The sequence below is a fragment of the Paenibacillus pini JCM 16418 genome, from assembly GCF_000576305.1.
Classification (GTDB): Bacteria; Bacillota; Bacilli; order Paenibacillales; family Paenibacillaceae; genus Paenibacillus_AQ; species Paenibacillus_AQ pini.
The window spans coordinates 485,544-508,746 of the sequence record NZ_BAVZ01000001.1; the positions used below are offsets into that span (position 1 = coordinate 485,544).

A 23,203-nucleotide genomic window follows, 5' to 3' on the forward strand; every position below is an offset into this window, starting at 1 on the left:
ATTTAGCTGAACGTTAAATATTTTCATATGTTGCAACTAATATCGATGTCGTGTTGTTATATCTATATTCATTATTAGGGCAGAATTTGATTCTAATTAACTAAGCTATCTTAAATAAAATGCATATAAGAGCTTAATTTGTTATGATTATTACATACTGTTTATAGGGGTGAAATATGAATCCTACTAATATTATACAAATTCTAAGAGAAGAAACACGACCTCATCATATCCAAATAGAGGACAATAAATATGCGAAAGCAATTATGGACAGTTCACTGAGCATAGAAGAGTATAGGGAATACTTGGAACGCTTCTACGGATTCATTAAACCTATGGAACAGCACATGACACATCACGAGGAATGGTCAAGATATGATTTTGATATCAGTGCCCGTTCTAAAATAAAAGATCTAGAGCTGGATTTAGTCGCGCTTGGACTTACACAGAAACAAATACATGATCTGTCAGAATGCCCGAGAATTCCAAACTTAGTGACATTTCCTGCAATTCTTGGGTACTTATATGTAATTGAGGGGTCTACATTAGGTGGACAGTTGATTATGAAGCAATTAAAGCAGACATTAAATATTCAAGCTGATGTGAATGGCCATTATTTTAATAGTTATGGTAGTCAAGAAGTTAAGACGAAGTGGAATGAGTTTCGAGAGTTTATGCTTTCGGTTCCATTATCAGAGGGTGAACAGCATATCGTAATTGAAGCAGCCAAAGAAACCTTTATTATGCTGTATCAATGGATGGAGTAAGACTACACAATGTATACATGAATAAAAAGGAGGCTGAATTGAGATGTCTCATTCACAGGGTAGGAAAGAAAAAGACGTTCTAAATCGAACGCTTCTCACAGAAGGCGATTTCTTATTGAAAGAGAATATTGACCTTACGAACTGTGATAAAGAGCCTATTCATATTCCAGGATTAATTCAGCCACATGGTATGTTATTGGCGGTAACGCAGGACATGGATTTGAGAATCATGCAGTGTAGCGTAAACACAAGTGAATTTTTGGGACAAACTCCTGAGGAATTACTTGGTAAATCTTTAATTGAGATCATCGGAGCCGAGCAGATGGATCAGATGCTTCTTGAAATAAAGAGACAAGAGCAAGATCCTATCGATCTTCATTATATGAATTTTAAAATAGACGTTATGGGAGAAATCTCAGAGTTCTATGGAATCATTCATGAAAGTGAAGATTTAATTATTCTAGAACTAGAGCCTGCTGAAGCTTCAACCACTCCCACTATTAGTGATTTCGAGTGGATTCAGAGCTTTTTTAGAAAAATGAAGCAGACTGAAAATCGAATCGAAGCAAGTCAGTTAGCTGCTGAGCAACTTAAGCTCATGCTTGATTATGATCGAGTAATGGTTTACGAATTTGACGAACAGTGGAATGGCAAGGTTATTGCAGAAGCGAAGGAACAGGAGCTTGAACCATTCCTAGGTCACCATTATCCAGCTTCAGATATTCCAAAGCAAGCTCGTGAGCTATATTTACGCAACTGGTTACGCACGATCGTAGATGTGAACTATACACCAGTGAAAGTCATGTCCTTGCCTAATTCGGAGAATAAACCATTAAATTTGAGTCTATCTATTCTACGAAGTGTATCGCCATTACACATTGAATATTTGCAAAATATGGGCGTGGGCGCAACGCTAACTATTTCTCTCATTCATGAGAACAAGCTTTGGGGTATGATTACCTGTCATCATTATGCACCTAAATATGTGACTCATCGTGTGCGTAATCTATGTAACTTTCTTGGGAATTTCTTTTCAAGTGAGCTGTTCCAGCGACAGCAGCTAGATGACTATCAATCCGAGATACATGTGAAATCATTAGCAAATCATGTGACGAGTATTTTTATTGGAAATACGAGTTCTTCGAAAGTGATGGAGCAGCTTGAATTAGAGCAATCGGCATTGCTAGAAATGATGAATGCTTCCGGTGCGGCTGTTGTTTATCATAATAAAACGGCTTTATTCGGCAAGACCCCAATGATAGATCAGATACATGATTTGGCAGCATGGATGAAGCATCGAAGTAAAGAATATGTATATTATTCCTCTGCATTAAGCTTGGAGTTTGAAGGTGCTATTCCTTATAAAGACATCGCTTCAGGAGCACTGTATCTCGCGCTCTCATCTGATTATAAAGATTATATCATCTGGTTTAGACCGGAAGTAGTTCAGGTTGTTCATTGGGCGGGTGATCCGGAAAAAGCAGTGCTAAAGGAAAACGATGGCGTTCGATTATCTCCTCGAAAGTCCTTTGAGAAATGGAAGCATGTTGTACAATCCACTTCATTGCCATGGAAGTCACGGGAACTTCGCTCCCTTGGTGATTTAAAAACAATTATTCTAAGACAAACCGAGAATCAACGCCGTCAAGCGGAAGAAGAATCTCAATTAAACGCACGAATTCTTATGGAAAACGAAAAGCGATACCTCCAGCTTATGGAACTTTCTCCAGTAGCCTTCTTCACCATTAGTGAAGGCAAGATTGTTTATTTAAATCAGCAGGCCCTTAAGCTGCTTAAGGCAGGACCGACTGAGGAATTACTTGGCAAATCGTTCTTAAACTTCGTGCAGCAGGATGCTAGACATTCATTGGAGCGTCATATGAGTATTTTAGAACATTCCACACAGCTCATCACTTCAGATGAACCTTTTATATCTACACAAGGTGTTGAAATGTTATTGGAATTAACAATGGCTCATGTAACGTATGGAGGTAAACCTTCTATATTTGCCATCGCTCGACGTAAAATTGGTGACGATGAGCAAGGTGATTTTGCTGAGATGACTAGACAGTTAAAAAATTATGTAAATACGGATGCTTTAACTGAGATATCTAACCGTAGGTATTTTACGGAGTCTTTGAATAAAGAAATCCAGCAAGGAACGGATCAATTACGAGAATTATCTGTTCTATTGCTTGATATTGATAATTTCCATTCATATAATGCATTATACGGTTATCAAGCCGCGGATACATGCTTACAGTGGATAGCGGATGTATTAGAGGCATTTGGAAATCCTAAAGGTGTTGTATTGTCACGCTTTGAAGGTGGAACCTTTGCATTGTACTGGGCAGGTGCTTCACTTGAACAGGCAGTTGAACTAGCCGAACAGATCAGACAAGCAGTAATCTCGATGAAAATTCCTCGTAATCCTTCGAATCCTGAAGATTGTCTAACGGTTAGCTTGGGAGTTACGTCCTTTCAAAATGTGCAGCTATCCGCTTCGGATATGTTATATCAAGCCGAACGGGCATTGATGAAAGCAAAACAGGAAGGGAAAAATCGAGTAGCATTAATTGAGCATATGAATTGAAACGTTGTTTCAAGATAATGAGATGTTTCAAAAGGGGTCTACAGTGAATACTGTAGACCCCTTTATTGATGTATGGAAATAGAAGGTAGCTATTGACAACTATATAGTTACAAAAGTATAATTACTTACAAATAGTAATTAAATTGTGAATGATAATAAAAATGAACCATTCGTATATTATGGAGGATGATATGTATGAATTTTCACCGCGAACCGAGCACATTTGTTGGTCAAGTTAATATAAACGTTACGAACTTAGAGCGTTCCCTTCAATTTTATCAAGAGGTCATCGGCTTTAAAATATTGGAGCGATTTGAGAATCAAGCAATATTGACCGCTGATGGAAAGACGCCTTTGTTAACGATAGAACAACCAGATAACGTCACACCGCAACAGCCTCGTACGACGGGGTTATATCATTTCGCACTACTGCTGCCGAAACGTGCTGATTTAGCACAGGTGGTAGAGCATTTTATTACGAATCGTTATGCGGTGCAAGGGGCATCAGATCATCTTGTCAGTGAGGCTTTGTATCTGGGAGATCCGGATGGAAACGGAATTGAGATTTATGCAGACCGTCCAGAAACAACATGGAGATGGGCAGATGGAGAAGTTGCAATGACGACAGAGCCTCTAGATATCGAAGATCTCCTGACTGAAGTGCAAGGTGGAGTGTGGAACGGCCTTGCCTCGGCGACTGTAATGGGCCATATTCATTTACATGTGTCGGAGCTTCAGAAGACAGAGGAATTCTATAATAAAGGACTTGGATTTGATGTCGTTACCCGCTATGGAAATCAAGCATTATTTATGTCAACTAGCCAATACCATCATCATATTGGACTCAATACATGGGCAGGTGTTGGTGCTCCAACACCTCCAGCAAATAGTGTGGGATTAAATTGGTATTCGCTTGTATTTCCAAGTGAGGAAGCAAGAAAAGAAACCATCGTTAAGTTGAAGTCTATTGGGGCTTTAGTTCATGAAGAGAATGGTATCGTACTTACTAAAGATCCATCGGGAAACCATATTAGACTAATGGTTTAATTAGCTCATACAACAAAGAGACAGCCTTGAGGCTGTCTTTTTTACATTTTTTCGTAGCCATCATCATGAGTTGGAACAGTTGCATTTTAGAAAATCACAGCAGCTTGTTTTTTCAAAGCCGCACGAAAGCAATATAATCCACCCCATTGATCGGTATGTAATGCATCGGAGGGTAAATCGAAGTTTGTACCTGCACAAAAATCAAAACCTGTGTCATGAACAAGGGTTTGAAAAAACTCCAAATTCACAGTTGGGTAATCAAGCGTTAGAATTAATTGCCCATCATCTTGCAAGGTTCGATTGAATTCTTGTAATGCTTCCATGGCATGATCGGGTTGAAGGTGCTCTAGGACAGAGATACAAAAGATGGTATTGAACAACTTGTCCTCGTAGGGTAGCGCGGTAATGCTAGCTTGGGTGAAAAGATGATTATCTTCAAATTCAGAAGCAATCTTCGCTGCCGCAGCTTCTCCAATATCGGTGCGAATGTCACGGAGGATGTCTTCAAAAGAACATATAAGAGGATCGGAGTCGCAAGCATAAGCTTTCTTACTTTGCTGAGTCAGATAGAACTTGAACGGATGTGATATGCCGCAAGCAGCATCGAGAACCGTATGTTGAGCATTGACAAATGCTCTGCACCACTGGTATTCATAAGGACGGCTCCACCACGTTGTCGGTAGAGGGTAGACTAACTTGTTTATTTTGGGATCCGAAAATTTGATGAAACGGGATTCCAAATGCTCTTGGGATAAGCTCATGGGTTACTCACTCCTTCGCAATCTTCGTTATTGCCATGGGGAAGAGTGGTCTTCTGGACGACACAGCATAGTTCATGACCACGTTGCTGGGCTTGCAGCTTGGTAAGTAGCGACATGGTTTCCTCAAAAGTATGCATGTCGTAATTCGGGTTCGCTTGTATGAGCTGCTCTAGACCATTTGGAAGCTGGCGGGAGAATAAGGATTTCACGGTATACCCTGCTAATTCGAGAAGTAACCTTAGACTTTGATCTGAATAATGGTATAGATGATCATACTCGGTATAGAGGGGTGAACGGGCACCCAAGGTTTCATTGGTGAATGAATTTTTGTTTGGGATGCTAATAAATAAAAAACCATCAGGCTTCAAAATTTCGCGAAGTTCAATGAGCAAGTCTACCGGATGTGGCATATGCTCAAGGACATGCCATAAGGCGATTGCATCGAAGGGCTCTAATTCCTGCTTCAGGTCTCTATGCCAAATACCTTGGATAAGAGAAAGGCCATACTTTTTGTAAGCATATTGACAGGAAACAACAGAGGGTTCGATTCCCGTTACTTTCCAGCCAGCGCTCTGCGCCGTATATAGGAATTCAGCGGTTCCTGAGCCGATTTCAAGCAATGTTCCTTTTCGAGGAGTGAACATGTCTAACAGCAGCGTATTAAACAAAGCATGGTCCAAAAAGGTGGACTGGGTATACTTCTCCCGCATATGAATCCATTCGTCATTGTAGATTTCGCTAACTAATGATTGGATATGGAGCTGCTCTTGATTCGTCTGATACATGAAGTCACAGCGGCTACATAGCATTAAAGAATGACGCGGATATGCAGCGAATGGTTCGGTATGCTCAGATTGGCACAATGGACAACTCATTATAATATTCTCCCTGTAGAAAAGTTATTGGATATTATATGAGCATATTTTCAATTTATTTCCGAAAAAGGATAGGATGACAAAATTCGCGAATTAGTACATGAGGAAGAGGTAGGGATTATTTATTGCATAGCTGGAGATGAGCGTTCTAGAGGCCTGTCGGAAAAGGGAACGAGAGACGCAGTTAGGGTGAAGGATATTTTAAAGGATGATCCTATTGATTTCTTGATTTCAAGTCCGTATCAGCGAGCAATTCTAACGATTGGGAATCTAGCTTCTGAATTAAACAAGGACATTATATTAGAAGAAGATTTAAAGGAAAGAAAACTTTCGGGCGTAGAATTCGTTGTTGCAAGTGTAAAGAGTGTAATTCGATTGTGGGATTGAGGTGTTTCATATGGTCACTGTAACGACAAACACGGTAATAGATGCTCCCATTTCCCTTTGTTTTGACTTAGCTAGAGATATTGATCTACATACCCAAACGGTCTGGAAACATACGAAGGAAAGAGCCATTGCAGGGACAATAAGCGGTAAGATTAATGGAGGCGAAATGGTTACTTTCGAGGCGACTCATTTTTTTATTAAACAGAGATTAACCTCAAGAGTTATCGAATTCAGAAGCCCTTATTATTTTGTCGATGAAATGATGAAGGGTACATTCAAGAGTATGAAACACGAGCATACTTTTGAAGAAAGAAGCGGGAAGACTCTGATGGTAGATACTTTAACGTTCACAGCTCCTTTCGGTGTGTTGGGATGGGTTGTGGAGCGATTGATACTGAAGAATTACATGAAGCGGTTCTTAGAGCATCGAAATAGACAATTGAAGATGGTTGCAGAAAGCATTGAGTAAGAGGTACTTAGCCTGACAAAGTGGAGTAACTCAGGCCAGTGCATCTAAATCGGAGGTGAACCATGGAAACAATTATTGTCTGGTTGATATGTACTTCGATCTTTTGCTTTATTATGTATAACATGATTAGCGCAGCGATTGATAAGTCGGAAATGGCGAGTAACATACAGGACATCCGAGATCTTCTTATAGAGATGAAAAGGGATAAAGTGAACGCTGAAAGAGAAAGAATTTCAATTGAGAAGCATGAACATGAAATCAACGAAGAGTGTCCTGCATGTGGATATTTAGTGAGACAGAATGAGAAGTTTTGTCCTGAATGTGGATTAAAATTAATAGATTAATCACTGCTGAGATTAGAGCGTACGAAGGAGTAACGATAATGGAGCATTTAAAAGAGCTTTTACAAGAGATTAGTAATCATGACTACCAAGTACCGATAGGAGTATCACCTGTGCAAGTCGTTCATGAAATGCTGTTACATATAGGCTCGATAGATTCAGAGCTTCGAGATAATCTGATATATTCAACATTTTACAAGTGGATATCTAATGAGATTCTTACAATAGAACAAGTGCGGAGTGTACTAGAAATTTGTCTGGATGATGAGCATTTGTTCTTAGGGATCGGTGATACAGATAGCGATACGGTATTTACACGTACTTTTTCTGTGTTAATTGTGCCGATCGTTCTTTCTTTCAATGAATCGGTAGATTTCCTGAGTGAAGATGATATTAGAACTATTTTTCATAAAATATGTCTGTATTACGAGCTTGAAAAAGATCTCAGAGGTTATGTGCCAATCAAAGGTTGGGCGCATTCGGCTGCGCATGGTGCAGATGCTTTGAAATCACTTGTTAACTCCAACGTTCTGCAAGAGGAAGATCTGTTGAATGTGTTGGAGCTAATTAGAAATAAAACGGCTATTTATAGTTACTGTTATACCGATGATGAAGATGATCGTATGGCCGTTATCGTTAAGGCGATTGTCCAAAGAAATATCCTTAAGGATGAGCAGATTATTGATTGGGTCGAGAGTGTTCGGAATTACCAAAGCCTCGGGAAGTACCCTGAAGATATGATGATTTTAACGAATACAAAGAATCTACTTCGTAGTGTTTATTTCCAGCTATTCAATCAAGTCGAGGGCAGTGTGGTAGCCAATACTTTAGGGAATATATTGAAAGAATAATGTAAAGGAGTCTTCGCCTTGAAATTACTCATTTTATTTATTTCATTATTGCTGCCTATATCTTTTCCTGTTTCTTATGGAACCTATGGATTAACGGCAAGTTCAGGATGAGCCTTATCTTCTGCGACACGATAGCGAAGACTTTACAGAAACCAAAGTGCCTGCTAAATCGGTGTTTGTGCTTGGGGATAATCGTCAGAATAGTACAGATAGTCGGATGATAGGTTCCATTGACATGAGTATGATCATAGGTAAAGTTGTTAAAATTCAGTCTTCAAAACGGAAATAAGAGAATATGATGTACAAGTATCTGATAATAATTATAAATGAAGCTTCGTCTTAGCAGAGAAAATGATGCTAAGGCGAAGCTTATTTAGATCTCTGGGGTTTATGGAAATAGGCCTATAAAGATAGGGTTCTAGCTTACAAAGGTGTGTGCATTACAAAATAAGGTAACGATGATATAAGTAAAGTCTGACCCATTATGGGGTAATAACGTAGTAAGGCTTAATGCATGTGAGCAGATAAGCAGATGAATAAAAACAAATGGACGAAGAGATGGTTATAGGATGATTTTTGTAGCTAATAGAAATATTTATCATGGAGAGGAGCATACATTATGGAAAATACATTGCAAACATTTGATCTTATTGTCATCGGCACGGGGACAGCAGCGTCATCAGCGGCAGCGGCATGTGCTAAGGCAGGCTGGAAAGTTGCGATGACAGATGAACTTTCTTATGGAGGAACCTGTTCGCTTAGAGGCTGTGATCCGAAGAAAGTACTCGTGGGTGCAGCCGAAATCATCGATTGGACGGAGCGAATGAAGGGGAATGGGATAGATAGCCATGCTAGCATAAGCTGGCCGGAGCTCATGGCATTTAAACGTACGTTTACGGAGCCGATGCCTGATGCATCCGAGGAAAGCTTTAAAAAGTCAGGAATCCATACGTTTCATGGAACAGCGACGTTTGTGGGAGAGGATCAGATTCAAATCGGGGATGACCTATTGAATGGCAAGTATATTCTGATTGCAAGCGGTGCGAAGTCGGCTCCGATGACATTTGAGGGTTCGGAATATCTGACCCTTAGTGATGATTTTCTAGATTTGAAAGATCTTCCTAAGAGACTCGTCTTTATTGGTGGAGGGTACATTTCCTTTGAATTCGCCCATATAGCAGCAAGAGCTGGGGCAGAGGTTCATATTCTTCATCGCGGGGAGCGGCCGTTAGAGGGGTTTGATCCTGATTTGGTTGATTTGCTGCTTCAGAAGACTGAAGAGTTAGGGATTCAGGTGCATTTAAATATAGACGTGAACTCTATTACTAAGAATGATAAAGGGTATGTAGTTCAAGGTACCTGCAACAATACAGAACATTCTTTCGATTGCGATCTGGCCATTCACGGAGCGGGACGTGTTCCTAATCTGGAAAATCTAAATCTGGACAAGGGAAATGTGGAGCGTGAGAAGAAGGGGGTAAGCGTCAACGCTTATCTTCAAAGTATCAGCAATCCAAGAGTGTATGCGGCGGGTGATGCTGCAGCTACATCGGGCCTACCATTAACGCCAGTCGCCAGCTTGGAATCCCGTAGTGTAGCTTCAAATTTGCTAGAAGGTAATCATAGCAAACCGAATTATAAAGAAATCCCATCGGTCGTATTTACCATTCCTAAGCTAGCCTCCGTGGGCATGAATGAAGCGAAGGCACTAGAGGACGGATATGACATTCAAGTAAATAAGCAGGATATGTCTGGATGGTACACCTATAAACGAACGAATGAGAAATATGCGATGGCGAAGGTGATTATCGATAAACCAACTCAGAGAATTCTTGGTGCTCATATTCTAGGTAGTGGAGCTGACGAGTTAATTAATCACTTTGCTACAGCGATTCAATTTGATCTTACGGTGGATGATCTGAAGTCGATTGTTTTTGCTTATCCGAGCACTGCTTCTAATCTGGCGGATTTATTATAATAGTCTTTGTGACAAAAAAAGGTGTTCCAAAAGCCATTGCAATGGCTGCTTGGGACACCTTTATTTTTGAGTAGGTTATACGTTTTCCTAAGGATGAATCTTGCGCAATGGCAACCGATTTCTCACAAAAACACGTTGGAAAACCACCTAATCTGAGCTGGTGTTTCATTATCTGAACTGTATCTGAACTATATTAGTGCTTATTTAAATGAAGCATATCCTTCATCAGCCATCACGACACTACCATTAATAGCGCTAGCTTCTTCCAGAGAAAGCAGGTAGACGGTATCAGCAAGCTGTTCTGGTTGAGTAAGCTTATTACCCATTACTTTTTGCTTCATTTCATCGACCATACCTTGGTCTTTATATCCTTGAATGATTGGTGTATCCACAACACCTGGAGCAACAGCAATGACACGAATACCGTAAGGAGCCATTTCAAGTGCTGCTGATTTGGTCATCATAATGACAGCACCTTTGGTAGCGTGATAAGCAAATGTTCCTGGGGAAGCCAAGTATCCGAATACGGAAGCGGTGTTGATAATTACTCCTTTGATGCCAAGCTCCCGCATTTTTTTACCAGCAGCAATAATACCGTGAGCTACACCATGTTGATTAACATTAATTACACTATGATAATGGTTAAGATCCATATCTAGTACGGGCGTCAAACGTCCAATACCTGCATTGTTAAACATAACATCAATTCGGCCATAGGTATCAACGGTAGTTTGAACTAAACGTTCAACATCCTCGTAATTAGAAACATCTGTTTTGACAAAAAAGGCTTCGCCACCCTTAGCTACGATTTCTGCAACCGTCTCGTCACCTAATTTTTCATTAAAATCGGCAATGACCACACGGTCACCTTTGCTGGCAAATTTAATAGCGGTATGTTTACCAATTCCACTAGCTCCGCCTGTAATGACGGCTACTCTTTTTTCTGACATTTGAGTTTCCTCCTCTAAAAATATAGATATAATACATATAAGAAGCTAATATCGAATGAATAATATCGAACACAAAACCCATTGTAGCACCGCCTTAAGTTAAACGAAATTTAACTATTTTTAATAAGTATTAAGTAAAAATGAATATGGAGAAATAATTAATGAACCTAGAGCAATGCGAAAACATCGTAGAAGTTGCGAAGATCGGCTCTCTTACCAAGGCAGCGCAGAATCGTCATGTTACGTTATCCGCGATAAGTCAATCCATTTCGCTTCTCGAAGCGGAGCTTGGCGTTATTCTATTCACTCGTTCGCGCGGCCTCGGGGCTGTTCCAACAGCCGAGGGACAAGTCATTATCAGTAAGGCCAATGAAGTATTGATGAAAGTGAATGAGCTTCGAGCTGAAGCGCAAATATACAGTAATACGCTAAGCGGACATTTACGAATTGCTACTATTCCGGGACCAATGCATTTATTAGTGAAAGTGGTTGCGAGCTTTAAGAAGGATTTTCCCAATGTGAAAATCGAAATCTTCGAGAAAGGCCCCAAAGAAATTCTGGATAATATTCTACATAACCACATGGATATTGGTCTCATGGTCTCTCCAGAGGGAATGAGCCAGAATCTCCAAGGGATTGTATATGAGAACTTAATGGAAGGTAAATTTGTCGTTGGCGTACATCCCGATTCAACGCTCGCGCTTCAAAATACGATTACACCGGAGCAGCTAGTCGGACAAACGTTAGTATTATACGATGACGTGTATATTCAGGATTATGTCACCCAATACTTGTCTAGCTACGGTCCGGTCGACATTCTATTCGTGAGCAATAACACGCGGGCAATTGAGAATGCCGTTGCAGATGGTCTAGCCATTACCATTGGGCTTGATTATTCGTTTCGCAGAACATCTGGAATTCATCATTCCATCATGAAGACGATTGAGCTCCAATCATCGGATGCTAGTCCGAAATATTTTGGTTCTGTCATTCCCGCTGGGAAGCAAGCCTCGCATATTGCGCTTCGTTTTATTAACCGACTCAAATTTGAATTCGAGGAATCGAGTTTATCATAACAACTCAGTTAAAAGCATGATTTATCCGAGTAAGGATAAGTCATGTATTTTTTTGCGAAAATAAAATGTGCAGCTCGTGAACTTATCGAATGAGCTGTTCGTACTATGTGTGATTGCTCAAAAGGAGAGGAGGCCTGTGAATCAATCGTGGAAGAATTACAGCGAATAGCGCGCGCGCAGCATGGAGATGATCAGGCACTTGCCGAATTATTACAAGATAACTACTCTTTTCTGATGAAGTATTTGATGAAGGTAACGATGAACCCAACGCTTGCAGAAGATCTCACACAAGAAACAATGATGAAATGTATTGAGAAAATCTCGCTCTATAACGGTGAATCTAAGTTCTCATCATGGATGATTACGATAGCAACTCGCCTCTATATGGATCAAATGCGCCGCAAGAAGGTCGAAGAGAGATGGCGGGAACAGCAGCATGCTTTTAAAAAAATGCAGTGGCAGCTACAGCATCAACAGGAAGCTTGGACCGAGGCTATTGAAGCATTGGCCGTACTTGGGTACGAGTGGAGATTACCCATTCTTTTAAAGCATTATTACGGTTATGCCTACGATGAAATTGCCATTATGATGGATATTCCGCTAGGAACGGTGAAATCACGCGTATTTAATGGACTACAGCAGTTACGAAAGGAGCTGAAGCAGGATGAGCAAGAGAACGAAGAAGGATGACATCATTCAACAACAAGATGCTGAAGGGGAGAGCTTTTTAGAGCAGGATGAGCTAATTACTGAAATCGTAAATAGTTTGGATCAGATGGATCAGCATCTGTCCGTGCCAAGCACTCCAAACTTGCTTGTAATGCAGCAGCTTGTGATGCAGCACAAGCAATTGCTACGTCAGCGGAATCGGAAAGATCTACTCATCTTTATAGCTGTCGCTCTGATTATCGTAAGTATTTATGCTGGAGTCGCTTCGGTGAGCTTTGTGTGGCTAATTCTAAGTCAGCTTCTATTATTTGTGATCGTTGGTGTGTATGCACTGATTGGGTATACGCATGCGCAGAAGAAGGTGAAGTCTCCACATGCCTAACGATATCAACACAGTGCCCGTGTGGGTATTCATTTTGGGTGCACTATTACTGCTTGGGCAAGCGACCTGGCTGTTCTGGGATGCTGGCAAGCGCGGGAAACGTAAATGGTTCTGGGGCATATGGGGATTGACTCAATTTCCTTCTCCCCTACTTGTGTACCTGATCCTAAATGTGTATTTACCTTATCGCAAGAAGAACCACTGAACGTATTCACGCAGCTTAAAGAGGAGGGAATGGCATGTATTTAGCCACTACTAATATAGATTGGAGCGTGCTCGCTCCGATTATTTTACCACTTATTATTATTCAAATCATTCTGATGATTATTGCCTTTGTATCACTCTATAAAGCAGAGGCTACACGTGGTCCAAAGTGGGTATGGGCACTTATTATTTTATTCGTCAATATTCTGGGGAGTGTCGCTTACTTTGTTATAGGGAGGAAGGATGCATGACGAATCTCTTAAAGGTCGAGCATCTATCTAAACAATTTAAAGGTCATCCTGTTGTAAAGGATATCAGTTTTAATATCGAAGAAGGACACTGTGTTGCACTTCTCGGACCTAATGGAGCGGGAAAAACGACTACACTTCATATGCTAACTGGACTGTTAAAAGCTACATCAGGTCATATTCGGTTGCTAGTTAACGGTCAAGAAGTTGCTGATCCAAGACAATATATCGGCTATTTGCCGCAAACGCCAACCTTCTATCCGTGGATGACGGGCCAAGAATTCGTACAATATTCCGCAGAATTATCAGGATTAACATTGCTAGAAGCAAGAGGCCGCACGAAAGAATGGCTTGAACAAGTAGGGCTGACGGATGCTGCGAGACGTAAAATCGGTGGTTACTCTGGTGGGATGAAGCAGCGTCTCGGGTTTGCACAAGCCCTTATCCATGAGCCGAAGCTGCTTATTCTGGACGAGCCGGTATCGGCGCTGGACTGCGGGGCGTAGAGATGTGCTGAATCTGTTGCAAGATATTCGAAAGAATACAACGGTGTTATTCTCCACCCATGTGCTGCATGATGCGGAAGAAATATGTGATGATATTATCCTGATACGTGACGGACACATTGCGATGCAAGGTGGACTCGACGATATTCGTCGGTCGTATAGTGAGCCGATCATTACGATTAGACCTGAGCGAAGCGAAGGATCGCAAGCGTGGATGGATTCGCTCATCCATAAAGAGTATGTTACGGATGTGCAGCAGGGCCGTGATGAGATCAAGCTTACGGTAAGTAATATGGACCAAGCACAAGTGGGCTTGCTTGAGGATGCGTTACTCCATCATGTGAAGCTTCGTACATTCGAAGCAGGTAGCAGCACACTCGAGGATTTATATCTTAAGGTGGTGCAGGAAGCGTGAGACAGTGGAGCTTGTTTTTTCGTAAAGAAATGCTAGAAATGACACGCAGTTATAAATGGTTATGGGTGCCGATCGTATTTCTGCTATATGGTGTGATGCAGCCGATCAGCATGTATTTTCTGCCAGACATCTTAAAACACGCAGGGAACATGCCTGAAGGAACCATCATCAATATCCCCACGCCTACAGGACCAGAAGAGCTTGCGCAAACCTTAGGGCAATATGACACGATTGGTATTCTGATCTTGGTGCTGGCAATGATGGGAATTCTATCTGCTGAGCGTCAGAGCGGCGTGATCTCGATGATTTTTGTCAAACCTATTTCCTATCTCTCCTACGTTGGAGCTAAATGGGCAAGTATTATTGCGCTTTCAGGTGCCTCATTCTTAATCGGCTACGCCGGAGCTTGGTATTATTCACATTTCTTAATGAGTCCCATTCCTGTTGGGGCTGCGATTCAGGGAGCGCTGCTCTATGTATTATGGCTGAGCTTTATTGGATCTCTGTTACTATTCGTTAGCTCATTTCTAAATAGTGCGGCGGCGATTGCTTTTACAACGATTGGAGGTGCCGTGATTCTGTCCGTGTTATCTGGACTACTTCCTCGGTATTTAGCTTGGAGTCCAAGCAACTTATCTAAGATGGCGATGGAATTCATACAGACCGGAACGACATCGATGAATTTGACTGCGATCCTTGTGTTGAGTATTGGGTGTATTGTGGCTTGTCTGTGTGGGACGGTTCTGGTGATTAGCCGGAGGCAGAAGGTGTGAGGGGACGGAAGAGAATGAATAACGTAGTTTAAAGCGGAGATTAAATAGAAGTTTGAATGAGAGATTGAATGAAAAATTGGATGAGAAAAATAATATCTTACGAATGAGGAATTTGAGACACTTAGATTAGAATGAGAAACTAAAAAATATTCGTAGAGATGCATGAGTCGCGTGTCGTAGCTTTCTAGCAGGTCGTGTGGTTTAACATTAATAGCGGATACAAGTGGTTAATTAACCAAATGCATTACATGTGTCGTTCTAGATGTATGATTCGAGTATAATGGATATGTAACTGACTTTAAATGACCGGAAGCACCGGGCCTACAAAGGAGAACCTTTGTAGGCCTTTTTCTATTGTGTACTATTCAGGTAAAGGGAAGGAGAATTTGTTATGTTGCGACTATCATTAATGAAGAGAGATGAATCTTCATTTGGTCTTCGATTGCTAACGTATCATAAGGAAGGGGTTGACAGAATCAAGCAGATACCCGGTAGAGTATGGCTTGAGAAGGAGCGGGTCTGGTCCATTTCTTACGATGAGAAGAGCTTAGTATATGTATTTGCTGTTTTTCAACATGATGAAGTAGAGATAGAATCTGGATTGTATGAGGATTGTCAGCGATTGAAGAGTTTAGTGAATGAGAGGGATGCGGCCGCCAAAGTAGAAGAAGCTGTTACAAATCATGCTGAGAACATACAACAGCACGCTTTAATGAGGAAACGAGAGTTTGATCCTTCAAAATTGCGGGAGCAGCTGCGTATAAGAGGATATAGTGCTAAGACGATTAAAGCTTACATCGGTCATGTGAAGCGGTTTTATCAATACTTGAATCAACAGCATTCGGATTTTTATTCGTCCTCTATACAGTCGTATTCACTCTTACTTCTAGATCAGAACTTCTCACACGCTTACGTGAACCAAGCGTTAACTGAAATCACCGATATAGGTTAAAACCTTGTAAAGAGTATATAAGTACTGGTAAATCTACAAATTAAGAGACAAAGAGATAGATAGTCGCGAGTGAATCCGAAGAAACGGGTAACCCCCTTCGGCGCCGCGGCTATTTTTTACAAAAAATCAATGAAATCAATAAATAACGATATGAGAAAAGTGAAGATAAATGGAAGAGCCAGATCAATAGAGATGGGTTATAATACCATCTAAGGACTTTATTAAAGACTTTATTAAAGACTGTGTTAAGTACAAGATGAAGAGCAAATTTAGTATATCAATGAGGTCGGAGACATCAGTTAACAGAACATTCCTGTTTCGTAGCTGACGCTCCTCAGTCGCCATTTGATGGTTTTCGTAGAAGTAGATTCAGGCGACACATTCAAATCGGCTAAGTCTGACGACCCGGTGCTATGCACCTTAAGCCGTTTGAACGTCAGGAATGCGGGAACGTTATAGGAAATCAGCGAACATCCTAAAAAACATGTACAGGCCATTTTCTCATAGATGTATTTCATTTAACAGAAAATTTAGCGTAACTACAATATTCTATATTCGTTTAATATTATAAGAGTTGAAAATGAGTTTTCAACTCGATTTTTTTATTACATTTATGGGGACATGGAGAAGTTAGATACTAATAAAAAATTAGAAATATCAGAGTGGATAGAATTAGCTAGTCAAGTTCAATAGATCGTTCGATAACTTTGAATTTTCCATTCAATTGAACAAATGAACATATTAGTTGAATAAGAACTAAAAAAATCATAAGAATCAGAAAAGAATGTATACTTCTAAATATATAAGGAGGGAATATTGTGGATTTATTCTTTTATACAAATATAATTAGAAATATCATTGCTAAATTTTTTCAAGACGGAATATGGGTTATAGCTTTCTTTTATTTACTAAATAAAACATTTGAAAGCGAAAAACTCATACAAGTATCAAAAAAAATTACTATAGTCATTTTTGCATTCTTACTATTATATTCAATATTAGTGAGTATTTAGCTTATTAAACTAACAGAAAACGATTGTTAAAGATAACTAAAGCTGAGGGTATTACAAAGAAGACACTGACATCCTATAACAATGCATTCCTGCATCGTCGCTGACGCTCCTTGCTCGCCAAGAGGATATTCGTAGACTTGAATCAAGCGACACATTCAACCGGCTAAGTCTGACGACCCGGTGCTACGCACCTTAAGCCGCTTGAACGTCAGAAATGCGGGAACGTTATACGCAATTGCCCAAAAGCCATTGAAGAACATCCCATCCCAACCCTCAAGCAATGAAAACCAGGGCGATAAGTACAGAAGAGCTCAGATGATTCATATTAGTTCTATCGAGGTCACGCCGGTTGCTTCGATAGGTCGAATTATACGAGCTCGGGCCCTGTTTTCAAATGCCGTTTTGAGGGTTGTGACCATAATGAAGAGAAGAGGTTATTATGGTAATAACTATAATTTTTGGTTGTGGGATAAATAGATTATTTGAAAATGGGGGATTCAAAATATGAAACGTAAAATTCAACTAATGGAAACCTACGTAAATATCGTTGCAAATTCCATACTCTTCAATCAAGGGAATAACAACAGGTAGACCGATACCAAATGCATTTAAAATATATGGTGCTTTATTTGGAGGAATGAGAAGTGGGTTATTTAGATCAAATGGTGGTTACCAACTGCACTTTTTTGAAAATGAGCTTGAAACTCTTCATTTAAGATTTGAATAGTTTTCAAGTTGGTAAGTTCAAAATATCAAAGTTGATCATTGGTGTTCAAAATCCTGAAGAAATAAGTAAAAATATTTCCGAAAGAGTGAAGTGATAATTTGTTGATGAACTGTTCTTTGAACTAACGTCGAACGATAGTTGAATGGGGTGATTGAGAGCCATCATTTATTTGATGGCTCTCTCCATTAACACACTGGCTCTATTACACCGAAATATTTAATATGAAGAGGAATCAAGGCACGATAAGAGCAGAGAGTTAAGGTCAATGAATCTTCCTTGGGATATTCGAAGAAGAGGGCAACAGCGTATAACAACATGTTCACGCTTCGGGCCATTCGGCCCTCGGTCCGGCTGGAGCATTTGATGAGGATTCGAAGAAGTATTTCACGCGAGGAAGTAGAATCAGCCGGACACATCCGCACCGAACAACCGCATCGTCCGGCGGTTTCGTCGCCTTAAGTCGGTGGGACGTCGTGAACACAAGAACGTTATAGGAAATTGAGGAAACAAAATTATTAAACAACTAAAAAACAATTGGAGGATATGATGTCCAATCAAATAGTACAAGAAGCCAGTAATTTAATTCAGAGGATAAAAGATAGGTATCCTGCATTTCAAGGAAGAAAAGCGACGATTGAAGACATTCATCAACTTCAGGAACAATTGAAAGTGAAATTACCTTCTTGGTATTTGGAACTTTATTGTTCAGTTCCTCTAATTGATGCAGAATTTTACTTTCAAGAATATGAGGCCGAAGGCGATTATGATGGTAAGTCATGTGTAATGATCGGTGACATTCAATCAATATTGGATGAGGGTACGAATTTTGCTCCGGGAATGTTTTTAAAGAAAGAAGAGTTTATATACTTTGCAACTTGTTCCCATGGAAGCGGAGATCCTATATTTCTTAACTTAAATTCTTTAGATGAGCCTTCAGTATATCGGGTTTACCATGATGATATCTCTATGGTCAAAGTGTCAGAGAAGTTGTCTGAATTCTTGAATAATGCAATTCCGTGATTTGTAAGTAATTCGAAGAAGGCCTCAACATCCGATAACAACATATTCACGCTTCGGGCCCTGGCCCTCGGTCCGGCAGAAGTTAGAAGAGGATTCGGGGATGGATTTTCAGTATCGAGGAAGCGGAAGCAGCCAACACATCCCACCACCTAACCGCATCGCGGCCAGTCGCTTCGCTCCTTTAAGATGGTGGGACGTCGTGGATACAGAAACGTTATCGGAAACTTCTGCAATATGAAAATTTAAAAAAAGAAATAATGAGGGTGATCTAAATGCTACGACCACAAATGGGATTTTTAGAACCGTGGATACCTGAAACTTCAAAGACTTTTCTTGAAGAACTACATAAAGAATTATCTGAGAACCATATTCTTTATGGGGCTGATCTAGTCGTCATTGCTCGAAGAGAAGATAGAGACGATGTGTTATTTCAATTCAAATCTAATCCAGATAAGTGTGTACAAGTTCATTTAACATGGAGAATGGATAAGGAAATAGACTCAAGTTGGCCAAAAACACGAGAATACAATTCTTTTAATGATTGGTTTAAAGAAGTAATGCTAATAGATAATAAAGAATATGAAGAATAAGGAATTATAATTGAATATAAGTGATAGAAGATTATGTTCACATGTGGTTTCAAGAAGGCAGAAGCATCCGATAATACCGTTTTCCTGCTTCGTCGCATTCGCTCCTTGGTCTTCCCCAGGATTTTCGAAGAAGTCAAATCAGGCAGACACCCCTGTGAGGCTAAGTGGCAGAGCCACCCAGTCGCATTCGCTCCTTTAAGCTTCTCGGGTTCAGGAACACAACAACGTTATGTGCCTCCGAAAGATTCATAGAATCAAAACATTTTAATTCATAGGCAATAACAACCATGAAAAGATATTTGGAGGTTCGAATTCAAATGATAATAGAAGTGGATTTCGGGATGCACAGAGAGGCAATTGAAATAGAAGGAGAATTAGGAAAACAGATTGAACAGTTACAAGAACAGTTTTTGGACTGGATATATAACAAAGAAATAGATCATCAATATTGGATTTATAAAGAAGGCATTAAATGGGGAGTTAGTTATAGAGGGTCGGCCTTTGTAGAGTGGTTAAATAACATGAATTCAAATGAATATAGAAAAACGACATTAACCAAAGATAAATATTCAACAGCAACAAAAACCATCTATTTTTAAGTTCTCTGTTGAATGAGGTTCGAAGAAGTTGGAGACATCACATAACAACATATTCACGCATTGGGCGATCCGGCCTCTGGTCCGGCAGAGGGATTTCAGGGAAGAGGAGCAGACGGACAACCCTGCACCAACTAACCGCCTTGCGGCCGCCCTTTGGGCTTAAGCCAGTGAGGGTTCATGAATACAAAGACGTTATACGCAAGTTCGTTAAATCTTTTATGAAACAACTAAATTCTTAAAATCTATTTTTAAGCCATAGGTATAGAGAAAATCGACACCTAGTATGGCATCAAAACCATAGGGTTCTTTAGTTAGTCCTAGTTGAATTGTGAAGTCTTTAAGAAGGATGTTATCAACAGAGAGATCTGATACAATCTGTTGGTAACATAATTCACTTAAGCCGCCAACCCCATACATCCTTACAGATTTTCCGTTAATAAAGTCTATATCTAGGCCAATAGGTTCTACGAGATCAGTATCAAAGATAGTTGTAGAGCATCCAGTATCCAGTAAGACATTAGTGAGAAGAGTTGATTTGTTCTTGTAAGATAAAGGGAGAGATACGATAGGAAGACCATTTACAAGATGGATTTTCATTGAAGACCTCTAATTCCGGTAAAAGGCTGTTCAATGACTTCAATAAATTCATTTCCGGTGTAGAATACATAGAGTTCTCTAGTGGGTTCTGACAAATGAAGTTTTTTATAGGAGGCCCAAGCATTTTTAGGGTTGTCATATTCAGAAACTATAGACATTTCCTCAATAGTTCTTATGTGATTATTTGAATGAGCAGCTAGAGCTTCAACTAGAACCCAACGATCGGGATAAATATCACGGATATTAACCCAGTTCATTTATGAACACCTCCGATAAGACTATATAATCAATTGTACAACCCTACTGAGAAACAAGCAATGATGGTGATTAGGAGGAGAACGAACCAGCGTAATAACACCGTTTTCCTGCTGCGTCGCATACGCTCCTTGGTCTGCCCGTGGAATTCCGAAGTAACGAATTCAGGCAGACAACCCTGCGAAGCCACCCAGTCGCTGCGCTCCTTTAAGCCTCTCGGATTTAAGAACACAATAACGTTATAGGAAATTGGCGCAAGATTTTAAGAGCAGGAGTGATTTTTATTAAGTTTATATTGTTATTTGGACCCCAGGCCGTCGGTAAGATGACGGTTGGTCATGAATTAACGAAAATAACCGAATTGAAGTTATTTCACAATCACATGTCGATCGAGTTGTTCCATCCCTTTTTTGGTTTCAGTAGCGAAACATGGAGATTATCTAGTATCGTAAGAAGAGAGTTCTTTGAATCGTTCTCAAATAGCAACCAATATGGGCTTATTTTTACTTACATATGGGGATTTGATCTTCAGGCAGATTGGGAATTTGTTAAACAAACGTGTGATATTTTTGAATCGAAAGGTGCCGAAATCTATTTTGTTGAATTAGAGGCAAATATAGAAGAAAGAGTAACACGAAATGCTACGGCCTTTAGACTCGATCAAAAACCAACAAAAAGAAATGTTGAACAATCTGAAATGGACTTAATCAACACGATGGAAAAACATAGACTCAATTCAAAAGAGGGAGAAATTACTAGAGAGAACTATCTGAGAATCAATAATACAAATTTAAGTGCAGATGAAGTCGCAAAATTAATTAAAGATGAATTTAAATTATAGTACGTGTGAGTAATTCAAGAATGTGCCAATATCTTATAACAATATATTCAAGCTGCGGCTACACCTTGGTTACAATGATACTTTTGGCAGAGTATTTGATTCATGTGACAACTTGCTACGCAAGTTCTTGAATACCCAAACGTTAGATGAAACTTCCGTAAAATCAAATTGAATATGTGAGGTACAACATTATGTAACAATATAGATTAGAGCAGGCAGAAAAGAATTTATTTGCAGTTCATCAAGTTATCTATTCTAACTCTGATATCGAGATGTGGTATGACTGGGATACTCGATTGGATGATACGAAATTTACAGATCAATGTTTTTGGATAATGTGTGACGATGATAGAATTGGAGGGGTTGTAAAGCTTAATGATACTCTAATGTTTCCTTTTATAATTCCCCCATTTTCAGATCGACAACTAATGTGGAGGATATTATTAAACTGTTGCGAAGATATAAGAAATATCAACGGAGTTCTGCAAGATGATGTAAATATACTGCTGTCATTAGGCTTTAATGTAAATGTAATTCGACAGGTAATGTGCTGTCCTACGGGGGGAAGTAAAAAATCCGTAACTCCAGATGGATTGTCCTTTCATCTGTTGGACGATTCTTTTGACATTACAAAAATTAAAAATGTAATGTAGGAAGGATACCAAGGAGGAATTGATTACGAGATCTTTGGTGTTCCCAATGATGAAAAGTTAATAGAGGATCTATCGTATCTTTTGCAAGTGTATAAACATAGGAATCTTTCGATATATGTCGTAAATGAACAGAATAAAGAAATTGTTGGACTTTGTATAGCTGGTATAAGTGAAAAAATGCCATTAGGATTCGCAGAAATCGGAGAATTATGCGTTGTTCCTCAATATAGGAACAAAGGCATTGCAGAATTCATGATAAATTATATAAAAGAAGCTGCTAACACCTATACAGAGGTTGTGAAATTATGCGTTACTGTTGGTAATTATGCAGAATTACTTTATAAGAAAGCAGGGTTTCAAGCAGGCCATAGATTTGCGAGAATGACTAAAAGATCAATGTAGCTATGAATCTGATAGGCTTCTAATTATAGATTTTAGTATTGAATTATTATTATTAAAACAAAAATGTGTATGAAATTTCAAGGAAGATGTAAGCATCACCTAACAACGTATCTACGCTGCGTCTCCTTTCTGAGCCTTGGTCTGCAAGAGGAAATTCAAGGAAGTAAATCAGCAGACAACCCTGCGAGGCTAAGTCCGTCGGACCCAGTCGCTGCGCTCCTTTAAGTCTCTCGGGTTCGTGAATACAGAAACGTTATACGAC

The 23,203-nt window shown here is 39.8% G+C and carries 29 protein-coding genes; 24 read left to right on the top strand and 5 right to left on the bottom strand.

From position 1 onward, the window contains the following. Positions 1-176 precede the first annotated feature (176 nt). From JCM16418_RS02170 to JCM16418_RS02180, 3 genes are all read left to right on the top strand, one after another. Positions 177-767: a biliverdin-producing heme oxygenase gene (locus JCM16418_RS02170; RefSeq protein ID WP_036645633.1), complete on the top strand. Its 591-nt coding sequence runs from the start codon at positions 177-179 to the stop codon at positions 765-767. 43 nt (positions 768-810) lie between these two features. Next, positions 811-3,360, top strand: a complete 2,550-nt coding sequence (locus JCM16418_RS02175) for a diguanylate cyclase domain-containing protein (protein WP_036645635.1) — start codon at positions 811-813, stop codon at positions 3,358-3,360. 195 nt (positions 3,361-3,555) lie between these two features. Then, positions 3,556-4,407 carry a VOC family protein gene (locus JCM16418_RS02180; RefSeq protein WP_036645637.1) on the top strand — a complete coding sequence of 284 codons (852 nt, stop codon included), beginning with the start codon at positions 3,556-3,558 and terminating at the stop codon, positions 4,405-4,407. A gap of 86 nt (positions 4,408-4,493) precedes the next feature. On the opposite strand, the gene JCM16418_RS02185 is transcribed toward JCM16418_RS02180, so the two are convergent. Then, positions 4,494-5,168, bottom strand: coding sequence for a class I SAM-dependent methyltransferase (locus JCM16418_RS02185; protein ID WP_036645639.1), 675 nt, complete (start codon positions 5,166-5,168; stop codon positions 4,494-4,496). Beyond that, positions 5,165-6,043, bottom strand: a complete 879-nt coding sequence (locus tag JCM16418_RS02190) for a class I SAM-dependent methyltransferase (RefSeq protein ID WP_036645642.1) — start codon at positions 6,041-6,043, stop codon at positions 5,165-5,167. Before JCM16418_RS02190 ends, JCM16418_RS02185 begins: the two co-directional genes overlap by 4 nt. A 156-nt stretch (positions 6,044-6,199) precedes the next feature. On the opposite strand from JCM16418_RS02190, the gene JCM16418_RS02195 reads away from it, so the two are divergent. The 6 genes from JCM16418_RS02195 (at position 6,200) to JCM16418_RS02215 (ending at position 10,069) form a co-directional block, all read left to right on the top strand. Beyond that, positions 6,200-6,430: a histidine phosphatase family protein gene (locus JCM16418_RS02195; RefSeq protein WP_256203027.1), complete on the top strand. Its 231-nt coding sequence runs from the start codon at positions 6,200-6,202 to the stop codon at positions 6,428-6,430. Positions 6,431-6,440: 10 nt separating this feature from the next. Further along, positions 6,441-6,899, top strand: coding sequence for an SRPBCC family protein (locus JCM16418_RS02200; RefSeq protein WP_036645645.1), 459 nt, complete (start codon positions 6,441-6,443; stop codon positions 6,897-6,899). A 62-nt stretch (positions 6,900-6,961) separates the two neighbouring features. Continuing rightward, positions 6,962-7,243, top strand: coding sequence for a zinc-ribbon domain-containing protein (locus tag JCM16418_RS02205; protein WP_036645649.1), 282 nt, complete (start codon positions 6,962-6,964; stop codon positions 7,241-7,243). 38 nt (positions 7,244-7,281) lie between these two features. Then, on the top strand, positions 7,282-8,091 hold the full coding sequence (locus tag JCM16418_RS02210; protein WP_052019993.1) for a DUF2785 domain-containing protein: 810 nt from the start codon (positions 7,282-7,284) through the stop codon (positions 8,089-8,091). Positions 8,092-8,269: 178 nt separating this feature from the next. Next, on the top strand, positions 8,270-8,380 hold the full coding sequence (locus JCM16418_RS24125) for a S26 family signal peptidase (RefSeq protein WP_242403699.1): 111 nt from the start codon (positions 8,270-8,272) through the stop codon (positions 8,378-8,380). Positions 8,381-8,710: 330 nt separating this feature from the next. After that, positions 8,711-10,069, top strand: a complete 1,359-nt coding sequence (locus JCM16418_RS02215) for a dihydrolipoyl dehydrogenase family protein (protein WP_036645651.1) — start codon at positions 8,711-8,713, stop codon at positions 10,067-10,069. A gap of 200 nt (positions 10,070-10,269) precedes the next feature. Here JCM16418_RS02215 and JCM16418_RS02220 read toward each other — a convergent pair whose 3' ends face one another. After that, positions 10,270-11,019 carry an SDR family NAD(P)-dependent oxidoreductase gene (locus JCM16418_RS02220; RefSeq protein ID WP_036645653.1) on the bottom strand — a complete coding sequence of 250 codons (750 nt, stop codon included), beginning with the start codon at positions 11,017-11,019 and terminating at the stop codon, positions 10,270-10,272. Between the two features lie 161 nt (positions 11,020-11,180). Between JCM16418_RS02220 and JCM16418_RS02225 the strand changes: the two genes are divergently transcribed. From JCM16418_RS02225 to JCM16418_RS02280, 13 genes are all read left to right on the top strand, one after another. Continuing rightward, positions 11,181-12,095, top strand: coding sequence for a LysR family transcriptional regulator (locus tag JCM16418_RS02225; protein ID WP_036645655.1), 915 nt, complete (start codon positions 11,181-11,183; stop codon positions 12,093-12,095). 147 nt (positions 12,096-12,242) lie between these two features. Continuing rightward, positions 12,243-12,785 carry an RNA polymerase sigma factor SigY gene (gene sigY / locus JCM16418_RS02230; RefSeq protein WP_036645657.1) on the top strand — a complete coding sequence of 181 codons (543 nt, stop codon included), beginning with the start codon at positions 12,243-12,245 and terminating at the stop codon, positions 12,783-12,785. Next, positions 12,760-13,146, top strand: coding sequence for a YxlC family protein (locus JCM16418_RS02235; RefSeq protein ID WP_036645659.1), 387 nt, complete (start codon positions 12,760-12,762; stop codon positions 13,144-13,146). Before sigY ends, JCM16418_RS02235 begins: the two co-directional genes overlap by 26 nt. Beyond that, a complete protein-coding gene (locus JCM16418_RS02240; RefSeq protein WP_036645661.1) occupies positions 13,139-13,351 on the top strand; it encodes a hypothetical protein in 213 nt (70 codons plus the stop codon). The genes JCM16418_RS02235 and JCM16418_RS02240 overlap by 8 nt, the downstream gene beginning before the upstream one ends. Positions 13,352-13,385: 34 nt before the next feature. Beyond that, entirely contained in the window at positions 13,386-13,601 is a 216-nt protein-coding gene (locus JCM16418_RS02245; protein ID WP_036645664.1) for a PLD nuclease N-terminal domain-containing protein, read from the top strand. After that, a complete protein-coding gene (locus tag JCM16418_RS25560) occupies positions 13,598-14,104 on the top strand; it encodes an ABC transporter ATP-binding protein (RefSeq protein WP_242403682.1) in 507 nt (168 codons plus the stop codon). The genes JCM16418_RS02245 and JCM16418_RS25560 overlap by 4 nt, the downstream gene beginning before the upstream one ends. Beyond that, a complete protein-coding gene (locus JCM16418_RS25565; RefSeq protein ID WP_242403683.1) occupies positions 14,046-14,519 on the top strand; it encodes an ATP-binding protein DrrA1-3 family domain-containing protein in 474 nt (157 codons plus the stop codon). The genes JCM16418_RS25560 and JCM16418_RS25565 overlap by 59 nt, the downstream gene beginning before the upstream one ends. Next, positions 14,516-15,292, top strand: coding sequence for an ABC transporter permease (locus tag JCM16418_RS02255; RefSeq protein ID WP_036645667.1), 777 nt, complete (start codon positions 14,516-14,518; stop codon positions 15,290-15,292). Before JCM16418_RS25565 ends, JCM16418_RS02255 begins: the two co-directional genes overlap by 4 nt. Before the next feature lie 391 nt (positions 15,293-15,683). Then, positions 15,684-16,244: a phage integrase N-terminal SAM-like domain-containing protein gene (locus JCM16418_RS02260; protein ID WP_036645670.1), complete on the top strand. Its 561-nt coding sequence runs from the start codon at positions 15,684-15,686 to the stop codon at positions 16,242-16,244. A gap of 2,283 nt (positions 16,245-18,527) precedes the next feature. After that, complete coding sequence (locus JCM16418_RS02270) at positions 18,528-19,004, top strand: SMI1/KNR4 family protein (protein WP_081765290.1); 477 nt, start codon at positions 18,528-18,530, stop codon at positions 19,002-19,004. Positions 19,005-19,104: 100 nt separating this feature from the next. Then, entirely contained in the window at positions 19,105-19,242 is a 138-nt protein-coding gene (locus JCM16418_RS24845) for a hypothetical protein (RefSeq protein ID WP_156327202.1), read from the top strand. Between the two features lie 34 nt (positions 19,243-19,276). Next, a complete protein-coding gene (locus JCM16418_RS02275) occupies positions 19,277-19,594 on the top strand; it encodes a hypothetical protein (RefSeq protein WP_052019994.1) in 318 nt (105 codons plus the stop codon). Between the two features lie 317 nt (positions 19,595-19,911). Next, a complete protein-coding gene (locus JCM16418_RS02280) occupies positions 19,912-20,193 on the top strand; it encodes a hypothetical protein (RefSeq protein WP_052019995.1) in 282 nt (93 codons plus the stop codon). Between the two features lie 216 nt (positions 20,194-20,409). Here the strand turns inward: JCM16418_RS02280 and JCM16418_RS02285 are convergent, their stop codons facing one another. Further along, positions 20,410-20,790, bottom strand: a complete 381-nt coding sequence (locus tag JCM16418_RS02285) for an aspartyl protease family protein (protein WP_036645678.1) — start codon at positions 20,788-20,790, stop codon at positions 20,410-20,412. Continuing rightward, positions 20,787-21,047 carry a hypothetical protein gene (locus tag JCM16418_RS02290; protein ID WP_036645680.1) on the bottom strand — a complete coding sequence of 87 codons (261 nt, stop codon included), beginning with the start codon at positions 21,045-21,047 and terminating at the stop codon, positions 20,787-20,789. Before JCM16418_RS02290 ends, JCM16418_RS02285 begins: the two co-directional genes overlap by 4 nt. 281 nt (positions 21,048-21,328) lie before the next feature. Between JCM16418_RS02290 and JCM16418_RS02295 the strand changes: the two genes are divergently transcribed. Together JCM16418_RS02295 and JCM16418_RS02305 are read left to right on the top strand one after the other, a co-directional pair. Beyond that, positions 21,329-21,886, top strand: a complete 558-nt coding sequence (locus JCM16418_RS02295; RefSeq protein WP_036646123.1) for a DEAD/DEAH box helicase family protein — start codon at positions 21,329-21,331, stop codon at positions 21,884-21,886. 740 nt (positions 21,887-22,626) lie between these two features. Then, on the top strand, positions 22,627-22,941 hold the full coding sequence (locus JCM16418_RS02305) for a GNAT family N-acetyltransferase (protein WP_242403700.1): 315 nt from the start codon (positions 22,627-22,629) through the stop codon (positions 22,939-22,941). Positions 22,942-23,203 lie beyond the last annotated feature (262 nt).